Origin of the sequence: Dorea chungnamensis (genome assembly GCF_039832125.1) — a bacterium.
Classification (GTDB): domain Bacteria; phylum Bacillota; class Clostridia; order Lachnospirales; family Lachnospiraceae; genus JAFBIX01.
Window position 1 is genome coordinate 212,449 of record NZ_JBDOHT010000005.1, and the last position, 10,146, is coordinate 222,594.

The 10,146-nt window shown below is 33.9% G+C and carries 11 protein-coding genes; all 11 read left to right on the forward strand.

Annotated elements, in window-relative coordinates; genetic code table 11:
* Positions 1-77 precede the first annotated feature (77 nt).
* The 11 genes from ABE613_RS06530 to ABE613_RS06580 all read left to right on the forward strand — a co-directional run bounded on the left by ABE613_RS06530 (position 78) and on the right by ABE613_RS06580 (position 10,033).
* Positions 78-914, forward strand: coding sequence for a thioredoxin fold domain-containing protein (locus ABE613_RS06530; protein ID WP_347375986.1), 837 nt, complete (start codon positions 78-80; stop codon positions 912-914).
* Between the two features lie 66 nt (positions 915-980).
* Positions 981-1,253, forward strand: coding sequence for a hypothetical protein (locus tag ABE613_RS06535; RefSeq protein WP_154322955.1), 273 nt, complete (start codon positions 981-983; stop codon positions 1,251-1,253).
* 83 nt (positions 1,254-1,336) lie between these two features.
* Positions 1,337-2,362, forward strand: a complete 1,026-nt coding sequence (locus ABE613_RS06540) for a 6-bladed beta-propeller (RefSeq protein WP_195761412.1) — start codon at positions 1,337-1,339, stop codon at positions 2,360-2,362.
* Between the two features lie 34 nt (positions 2,363-2,396).
* Positions 2,397-3,464: an ABC transporter permease gene (locus ABE613_RS06545; RefSeq protein ID WP_347375991.1), complete on the forward strand. Its 1,068-nt coding sequence runs from the start codon at positions 2,397-2,399 to the stop codon at positions 3,462-3,464.
* Positions 3,465-3,466: 2 nt separating this feature from the next.
* Positions 3,467-4,432 (forward strand): FtsX-like permease family protein, encoded by a 966-nt coding sequence (locus ABE613_RS06550; RefSeq protein WP_154322951.1) that lies wholly within the window; start codon positions 3,467-3,469, stop codon positions 4,430-4,432.
* 9 nt (positions 4,433-4,441) lie between these two features.
* Entirely contained in the window at positions 4,442-5,134 is a 693-nt protein-coding gene (locus ABE613_RS06555) for an ABC transporter ATP-binding protein (protein ID WP_154322950.1), read from the forward strand.
* 165 nt (positions 5,135-5,299) lie between these two features.
* A complete protein-coding gene (gene istA, locus ABE613_RS06560) occupies positions 5,300-6,772 on the forward strand; it encodes an IS21 family transposase (RefSeq protein WP_154322949.1) in 1,473 nt (490 codons plus the stop codon).
* Positions 6,772-7,548, forward strand: coding sequence for an IS21-like element helper ATPase IstB (gene istB, locus ABE613_RS06565; protein WP_154322948.1), 777 nt, complete (start codon positions 6,772-6,774; stop codon positions 7,546-7,548). The genes istA and istB overlap by 1 nt, the downstream gene beginning before the upstream one ends.
* Positions 7,541-7,720, forward strand: coding sequence for a hypothetical protein (locus tag ABE613_RS06570; protein ID WP_154322947.1), 180 nt, complete (start codon positions 7,541-7,543; stop codon positions 7,718-7,720). Before istB ends, ABE613_RS06570 begins: the two co-directional genes overlap by 8 nt.
* Positions 7,721-7,989: 269 nt before the next feature.
* On the forward strand, positions 7,990-9,408 hold the full coding sequence (gene ccpM / locus ABE613_RS06575) for a Cys-rich peptide radical SAM maturase CcpM (RefSeq protein ID WP_195761411.1): 1,419 nt from the start codon (positions 7,990-7,992) through the stop codon (positions 9,406-9,408).
* Positions 9,409-9,616: 208 nt separating this feature from the next.
* The gene (locus ABE613_RS06580; protein ID WP_347375987.1) at positions 9,617-10,033 is read left to right on the forward strand and encodes a hypothetical protein; all 417 of its coding nucleotides are present in this window, start codon (positions 9,617-9,619) and stop codon (positions 10,031-10,033) included.
* The last annotated feature ends 113 nt before the right edge of the window (positions 10,034-10,146 follow it).

The window sequence follows — 10,146 nt, forward strand, 5'->3', positions numbered from 1 at the left end:
AGTTATGGTCAAGTGATTGAAAAGTATATGACAAAATACTATGATGTAAAAAAGATGTAAGAAAAGAGGGAAGTTGAATGAAAAAAATTATTATTATTTCTTTATTTACTATATCATTAGGACTTGTGTGTGGATATTTGTTAGGTAGAAAATCCGCTGTAAAGGAAATAGAAGAAGAAAAAATATATGTTAATTATGGAGATGATTTTACGAAATTAGAAGTATCTAACTCAAAAGGAACAAGTGTGAGCCTTAAAGCAAATGAGAATAAGAGGTTATTAGTATTATATTTAGATAGCATGTGTGGCGCATGTTATAGACAACTAGAAGTAGTGGAAAGAATGAGTAAAATTTATGAAGATCAAATTGATGTAGTTGTCTTATGGGGCGGCGGAATGCCTAAAGAAAAATATGAAAAATTGGGAATAAATGAAGCACAGATATATTCATTAGAAGAAAAGCTTGCATTAAGTGATAGCCCGGCCGGATTTATTATAGATTCAAATGGAAAAGTGGTATTTACTACTACAGATATGAAAAAAATTAATAAAAAAATACTATCATTAAATGGTATCGATAGGGGTAAAATAGTGAAAAAATCCAATCAGTATCTAAAAACATTTTTTTCAAAAACGTCTGAAAAACAATCTATGATTTATTTTGCGATGGAAGGATGTAAAGATTGTAAAGCTGCCGATAAAGTGATTGATGAAGAAGTATATGATAGATTTGAAATTAAAAAACTTTATGAAGAAGCAGCATATGGCTCAGAAGAATTAGTTGATATAAACAGTTTGTTTGCACAAATATATAATATAGATTGGTATCCAAGTTTTTTGATTTTAGATGAAAATGAAAAGATTATTGGAAATACCCCGGTAGACAAATTGAAAGAAGTTATGTTAAGTGAATAATAGTTAGGCTACTTTAAAGTAGAGATACTTTGTAAATATACCATAAAAGCAAAGGAGGTAAACACTATGAAGAAAAAAGTAGTAGCAACAATGTTTGCAATGTTATTGCTTGTAAACGGAATGACCGTATTTGCGGCGAGCGGAGAGGGAGCAATACAGCCAATGGATAATTGTACATCTTGGGTATTCCATCAAACAAGTACATCTTGTACAGATCCATTATGTGGTCCTGGTGCAATTTTGCATACAAAATATCTGAAAGGTTATCGGGATCGAACTTGCAATTCTACAGGATATGAGAAACAGCCGTATACAAAAATAAAGCCGGGTTGCTGTTAAATGACTATGGAATGTCTTAGGACATTCCATAAATTGATTATTGATCTTTTGTTATCCAAAAGAATATATGAGGTGGCGAGATTATGAAAAAAATATTAGTTATTTGTATGTTAATTCTAAGTGTGAATATGATGGGATGCAGTTCTGAAAAAAAGATAGAAAAAGAATATAAGAGTTTGGTAGAAGATACAAAAAAAGATTTATTTCCCGTTTTAATGCTTGAGGATGGAGGAAGTGAAATAAAATATGATAATGATTTATTGTCCGACAATAATAAAGACTATGAAAAAATAGCTTGGACGATAAAGGATATAGAGATAATTTCACCAGCCGGAATTTTGTGCAGGGAAAAAGATCTGTTAGTCGTAGATAAGGATAGCAGCCAAATAGTATGTTCAGATTATGAGGGTAATATGTTGAAATGTATAGGTACTATGGGTAATGGTAAAGTAGAGTTTATGAACCCTACAGGAATAGCGGCTTTTGGAAATATGATTTATATAATAGATTCAGGAAACAAAAGAGTTCAGGTTTTAGATGAAAATTTTCAATTTGTGAAAGAAATTAAAACTGAAAATGAGAGTGATCCCTCTATTGTTTATGAAAATATTGCAGTAGAATCTGAAGATACTATTTATTTGTGTGGAGATTCACTAACTTCAAGAAGTATTGATAAATGGAAGAATGGGGAAATGGTGAGGATCGAGGAAAACTATTATGGTTCACTTTATGGCAGGGACGGAAAAATATATGCTGTAAATAGAGGAAATATCGCGGTTGATCCTAATGAAAAGATTATGACTGTAATTGCTGGTAAAAACAATTTGTTTCAGATAAAAAAAGATAAAATGTATCCATTATGTGAATTACCAGAAGGGTTGGTTATAAATGCATTTGTTGTAACAGAAGATAGTATAGTATTGAATTCTAATAAGTTGTTAAAAGTATATATATTTGGCAAGGATGGAGAATACGAAAAGCAAGTCGCAAAGTTTGATGAATGGAAACAGAAAGCGGATCTTAGAAATTATCTGGCTGTTCAGGGAGAAGAAGCAGTTTGGATAAGTAATCCATCTACAGGTGAAATATTTTGTATGAGAAAAAAGTAGGATGATTGATATGAAAAGTGGTCATTATATCGAGATGTTATGGAAAAGGAAAATTATAATTATATCATTTTATCTTTCACTATTGCTTCCTGCATATTGTCTTTCTAATGCAAGGTGTTTTTATGAACAGTTAAAAAATGTATATTCACAAGATTTAGAACAAGGAAAGGGATTATTATATTATGGAGAAACTATCAGTTTGCAACAACGAAAAGAGATAGAACAGATAGAGACTGATAATGTTGCCTATGAATTCCGTCGGGATGAGATTATTCCGGGTATTTCTGTTGAGAAAGATACTACAATAAAAGGATGTGGAGGAGCAATATTTTCTTTTTATGGGAAAAGCATGCTGAAAGGAAGATTTTTTAATGCTAACGAATTATTTGAAGGAAAACCGGTTTGTGTTATTTCGGACAGTGTTGCTAATGCTGCATCATTAGCAATAAATGATAAAATCAGAATGTATCAAACAAGTTTTCGGATTATAGGTATAAGTCGGGAATTTGGGAGAAACATAATGTATGTGCCTTATGAAATGTATCCGTTGATTTATCCTGATCAATTTATGCAGCAGGAGATTCTCATTAACGAAAACATTGATGCGAAAGTAAAAGAACAGATTAGTGTGAGATTTCAGGAGATTTTAAAAGGAAAGGAAGTAACGGAACGGAATCTGACGGAAGGGAAAAAAGAAAGCAGATTATTTGTGAAAAAAATGATCTGGTCAAGAGTGGCAGGCGGTATAGGGGTATCTGTATTCTCGATAATAAATATATTCGTTTTGTTATTAGGTATGATGAACCGGAAAAAAGAACAATATGCGATAAGGAGAGCTGTAGGCGCAAAAAAGGTGGATGTATATTTTCTGTTTATGAAAGAATGTATTCATGATATGTGTATGGCTATGGTCTTATTAATTGTTACATTTCAAAGTATTATAAAATACATGAATCTTGCACAGGAGATTACGTATGATCTTGTCAGTATACTGGGAATTGCAGGAATTTCTGTTGCGTTTTGTTTTATTCTAAGTATTTTACTTACACACAACTTTATGAAACAACCTATATATTTGTTACTACAAAAAGAAGGTGAGTAATATTGAAATATATATTTTTTAAAGTACTAAAGAAATATCAGTATCATTTAGGAATTTACTTACTTCTGTTGTTGGAAATATGCATAGGAGTTGTATTTATTACGCTTGCATTAAATTACTATTTTTTTGGACAGCAGGAGAAGCAAAAAATTGAATCGGAATTACAACGAAAAGAAGTGGTTTTACAGGCAGAACCCAAAGAAAATATATCGACTCCTTTTGAAATGGATGAAGAGGATGTCTTGGAGTTGGACAGACTGGTTGGAAATAAAATCGAATGTATAACAATCATACATAAAGTTGTATTTTCTGGAAATAAGGCGCATGAAAATGACTACATATTTACTAATCATGCATCTCAATATGATAAGAAAACGTATAAAGTGTTTCCGATGGAAGAATTATTTAAATCAGAAGAAGGAGAATGTGTTTATTCAGGTGTTTTGATTGGTAAAGATGTTGCTTCTCAAGAAATGATAGAAAAGATTTTGAATTACTTGCAAGATAAATATGAACAAGCTTATAGTTTTTATTTTATCAATGAATCTTTTCAAAAACAGTATACGGTAGAGTATCTAGCGATGGTGCCGGGATATTTTGGAAAAGTTGCAATGATTTTAATGTTTGTGATGACAATAGGGTTTACTGGTGTTATGCAATTGTTTTTTTATAAGAGGAAAAAAGAACTTGCAATATGTGCTGCATGTGGAGCAAAATTGCGAGATCTTGAAAAGGAAATCATAATAGAAATTTCGGGAATATGCATTGTAGGTGGTTTGGCTGGTATGCTTATTGGAAATGTAATAACAAAAACTGTGGATTTTGGTCTGCCAGTGCAGGTGAGTATAAAAATGCTGGTAAGTATTATATTAGCTTTATTTTCACTTATCTTGTTTTTAAGTAGTTTATTAATTGTTAAAATCCGAAACAATACAATTTACAGTTTGCTGGTACAGACAGAAAAGTAGAGGGGTAGAATGATTAAATTATCAGATATATGTAAGACGTACATAAATAAAGAAAATTCACATGATGTATTGCATCATGTGAATTTAGAAATACAAGATGGAGAGTTTGTGATTATCTCCGGAACATCAGGATCTGGAAAAACTACACTACTTAATATTTTAGGATTAATTGATAGAGCGACAGGAGGTAACTACATTTTAAATGGGGAAAACATTACAGATATGAATGATAATGCACATGCGGAGCTTAGAAATAAGATGTTTGGATATGTATTTCAATCATTTTATTTGATAGATGAATTAAATATTGTGGAAAATGTGTGTGTTCCGGCAGGATATGCTGGTGAACGGAAAAAAGAAAGAAATAAACGTGCAGAAGAGTTACTTAAAGTAGTGGGATTAGGTGATAAGGTTCATAGCAGGCCGTCGCAATTATCTGGTGGAGAGAAACAAAGAGTAGCTATTGCCAGAGCATTAATAAACAATCCCAAAATAATTCTTGCTGATGAGCCAACAGGAAATTTAGACTCAAATAATAGTAGAATTGTTATGGAATTATTGAAAAAGAAGTATATAGAAGGAAAAACTATAATTATGGTTACCCATGATCCCTCGTTGGAAATATATGCCACAAAAATCATTCATATAGTAGATGGGAAAATAGAAGAAATAAAGGTAAATAACACTCATCTTCATGAATAGAATCAAATATTTTGATAATATAAAAAGTGATGGCCTAAAATCGCATGTAAACGCTATTATAAAAGTTGACCACTTTTAGCCATTTCGCTATCGAATTAGTTTACCACCTTGGAATAAACCTTTATGATTTTTAAGTCCTAATAAATCGTAAAGGAGATGAAAGGTGTGATAGTAGAAATGGACATGTACTACAAAATCAGGTCTTACTACAATGATGGCAAGTCTATTCGCTGGATTGCCCGTACTTTGGGAATCTCAAGACAGACTGTCAAAAAGTATTGTAGTGGTGACACAATCCCTGGTATACGCAAGGAATACCACAGGGACAACACCATCGTTACAGATGATGTTGAACAATTTATCCTCGGTTGTTTCAAGGAGGATGAAGCTGAAGGTCTTAAAAAGCAACAGCATACTGCAAAACGTATCTATGACAGGCTTGTTGAAGAACAGGGTTTCACTGGTGGTGAATCCACCATACGTAAGGCTGTTAATGACCTTCAAAAAGAACTGGATGTTCCAGCTCAGGCTGATATGCCTCTTGAGTATGATCCAGGCGATGCCATTCAGATAGATTGGGGCGAATGCACTGTATATCTAGATGGTGTAAGAACCAAGCTCTACAGCTTCTGTGGACGCTTATGCTATAGCTGTGATATATTCGTCCAGCTATTCCGAACTCAAAACCTTGAAGCATTTTTGGAAGCTCAGCAAAGAATGTTTGATTACTTTGGAGGCATTCCTAACAGGCTAATCTTTGATAATGCAAAAGTCGCTGTTAAAGAAGGCTTTGGCAAACATGCAGTAGCCACTGATGGATATAGAGCCTTTGCAGCCCACTACGCTTTTAAAACTGACTTTTGTAACATTGCCAGCGGTAATGAAAAAGGCCTGGTTGAAAATCTTGTAGGTTATTCCCGAAGGAATTTCATGGTGCCAGTTCCACGAGCAAAGAGCATCGAAGAACTTAACGAGCACCTGCTTACAAAATGCCTTGCATACAGAGATAAGCATAAGATTGCCAGTCATGAAAATACAGTTCGAGAAGCTTATTGTATTGAAAAGACTTACCTGCACGCAATTCCTGCTTATCGCTATGATACCAGCAGAACAGCTACACCAGATGTTGGTGATTATTCTACCGTCAGATTTGAGAAGAATAACTATTCTGTGCCTATTAAATACCTTCGAAAGACTGTTACTGTTAAAGGCTACGCGGACAAGGTGCTTATACTCTATCGTGGCAAGCTGATTGCAACCTTTGACCGCCTCTATGGTAGCGGTAAAACAGCTTATCGTCTGGAACATTACATTGATTTACTTGAGCGTAAACCAAGATGTGTATTCCAAGCTAAACCTGTAAGGGAAACTGTCGCAGAGGAATTAATCGACTGGGGAAAACAGCTTCCAGGTGGTAATGCAGAAATGGTAAAACTCCTGCGTCTGTGTGTAGACTACGGTGAAGAGAAGGTGCTTGAAGCCAAGTACTCTCTGCCAATAGGTGTAGTTCCTACCGTTGATATCATACGTAGTCAGCTACATATAAAGCCAGAAACCAATGTAGTAATGATAAGTGGCGACATCGATGTCAATTCATCTGATCTCACTAAATTCGATGAGAAATGTGGGGTGAGCTGATGAATACGCTTATTAATGAATCCATTGATTTCTATGCAAAGCTCCTCAAGGTACCTACATTTAGGAATTATGAGGAAATCGTAAGGCAGCTTGATAAGAAAGCCGGTTATGGAGACTTCCTTCTTGAAGTCATGAAAAATGAGTATGACGCCAGACAGGCTGCCACCAGGAATAGAGCTGTTAAAGCTGCTAAATTTCCTTATCTAAAAACATACGATGAGCTAGATCTTAGCAGATTTGAGCACATCGATGAAGCATATATGAATGAACTTGCTACCTGTGATTTTATAAAGCAACGCAAGAACATCGTTATGATAGGCAATCCCGGCACCGGTAAAACACATTTATCAATAGCTCTTGGAATTAATGCCTGCAAGCTCGGTATGAAGGTTCGTTTCTTTACTGCAGCTAACCTAGCCAACTCTCTTATAGAAGCACAAGATAATAAAAGCCTGATGCGTCTGGAGAAACAGCTTGAAAAGGCTGACCTTTTAATTATTGATGAGCTTAGTTATCTTACATTTAACCTGCATCAGTCGGAGCTTCTGTTTAAGATCATTTCAGACAGAGCAGAACGTCAGAGTGTTATCGTTTCTACAAACCTTAAGTTCTCTGATTGGACAAGCATGTTTGAAAACAAGACTATGGTGGCAGCCTTAGTTGGCAGACTCACCTTTATGTCTCATGTATTAAATATGAACTCTGACAATCCTTATCGTGATGAGCATGCAGCTGTTATCGACAAAGGAAGAAAGGGGGCTAAGAAAAATGTCTAAGTACCGCTTTCTTGATACAGAGTGTTCTCTTAACAGAGAAGAAATCATCTATGAGTATAACCGTCTCATTGAAGACATTTGGCATTTGGAGCATACAGTCAGTGAATTACAGAAAGACTATGATTTAATGACTGAAGCTTATGAGGATGTATCAAACGAACTCTACGGTTAAGCCAACCTGGGAATGTCTGTACCACGGGCATTCCCATATATTAGAACTAAAGTGGTAAACAATTTCAGTAGCAACTGGTAAACTAATTCGCTAGCGGAGTGGTAAACTTTTTCGTTAGTGGGTGGTAAACTTTTTCATTGACGTTTACAATCGCACTGTTATGGCCAATATATTGAAAGATAAACTTAGAAGAATATAATAATAATTAGAAAATATAGATTAAAACAATTAATTACAACTAAATATTTATGCGGGATAGGGGGGCTTGTATGAACAACAAACCATTTATACATTTATTTAGAACACCTTTAGGATTTTATTTTTATGATGTAAATACTAATGAAATTGTTGAAGTGGATCATCAAATATATAGATATTTGGAAGTAGGAGAAAACGAATCTTCTGAACAAATACAATCAAGGATTAGTTCTTTAAAAATGCGTGGGTACTTGAAAGAAAAACATGTTGAACAGACAAAACATCCGGTGACGGAGTTGTTGCCTTTCTATGCAGAATCAAAAATAGGGCAATTGATTTTACAGGTGACACAGAATTGCAATCTTCGGTGTAATTACTGCGTATATTCAGGCGGTTACGATACTCGTATGCATAATAATAAGAGAATGTCTTTTGAAATGGCGAAAAAGTCAATTGATTTTTTGAAATTGCATTCAAGAAATCAGGAAAGAGTAATTATAGGTTTTTATGGAGGAGAACCTTTATTAGAATTCTCTTTAATAAAAAAATGCGTGGAATATGCAGAAAGTACTTTGAAAGGTAAAAAGATAGAATATTCAACTACAACAAATGCTACGTTATTAAATGATGAAGTTATTCGATATTTTATTTTAAAAAATTTTTTGATTACAGTGAGCTTAGATGGACCTAAAGATATTCAGGATTCAAGTAGAAGATTTGGGGATGGAAGTAGGGGAACATTTGAGTTGGTTATGAATAATCTAAAGAAAATCAAAGAAATTGATAACGATTATTTTGAAAGAAATGTTCGGATTAATACAGTGTTGGTACCGGAAAGAGGATATGCGAGTATTGATTCTTTTTTCTCTGGGAATGAAATATTTAAAAATTTGTCCATTTCATCGGCAACAGTTAGTGATTCGTACTCTAAAACAAAAACGCAAGTATCGGAACAATTTTTAGAGGAACAGCAATATGAACTATTTAAAACTTTTTTAGCAGAGCTTGGGTATTTGCCTAAAGAAAAGGAATCATTGCTGATGAGATCGTATATTGAGCATTTATGTGATACTCGTAGTGATTTAGAACGAGCTGTGAGAGAAGAAGTACCTAGTGAATGGCATAGAGGTGGACCATGTTTGCCAGGAATAATGCGATTATTTGTGACAGTAGATGGTACATTCCTTCCCTGTGAAAAGGTATGTGAAATATCGGATTATGCACAGATAGGAAATATTGAGGATGGATTTGATATAAAGAAAATGGATGCACTATTGAATATTGAAAGAATAACAGAAGATGAATGTAAGGAGTGTTGGGCGTATTCGGAGTGTAGTAGTTGTATTCGTTTTTGTAACGGGGAAAAAGAAGAGATGAGAAGAATGCTGTTGGGAAAATGTAAAGATATAAGAAATGGAATCGAAAGTATGTGTAAGGACTATACAGTGCTACAAAAATATGGCTTTAGTCAACCTCTTTCTCTCGACTAAGTGAAACCGTTGAGTTAGATTACAACAGAAAAGTTATTGTGCTTATTAGCAGATCTTTCGTAATGTGACGTATTTTAAATCGGATTGGTTTAACTATGAGTATCACTTGCTTATGTCATGTGCTAACTTATCCGATTGATGTTTGGTATAAAAATAAGAAAAGATATATCTTTGTATATCAAAGATAATATACGAAATGAGGTGCATAATGAAACATTTTTTGATATTTCCGTATGATCGGTACATAAGAAGAAGTTTAGAATTAGCAAGTGATAGATTAAATGATTCTATAGAGGATGTATTGTCATTAAGTGGATGGGGATGGACTGGTGACGAAGTATTTGTGAAGGATACAATAATATGTGTGAAAGATGATATATGTAAAGTGTCCGAAAAATGCGATAGTATTTGGATAACAGAATCTTATTATGCGATAGACTTTGAGAAATTTATTTTGCCGATATTACAATTTGCTCAAAAGAAACAGTGGAATGTATATTACGGACGAAAGACACTGTCAGAAGAAAAGCGAATAATAATGAACTATATTGAGGCTGAAAAACTATTTTTTATAGAACCTATAAAAGAAGTTAAAAGTGACGAAATAAGATTGTATTGGTGCTAGAATATAAATAGTACAAGTCAAAATGAGAATTCCTAATCTAATATTTCATGGTACAATGTAGGTACCGCACTGAAGGAGGATCTCATTATGGCAAAGCACTATGACAAACAGTT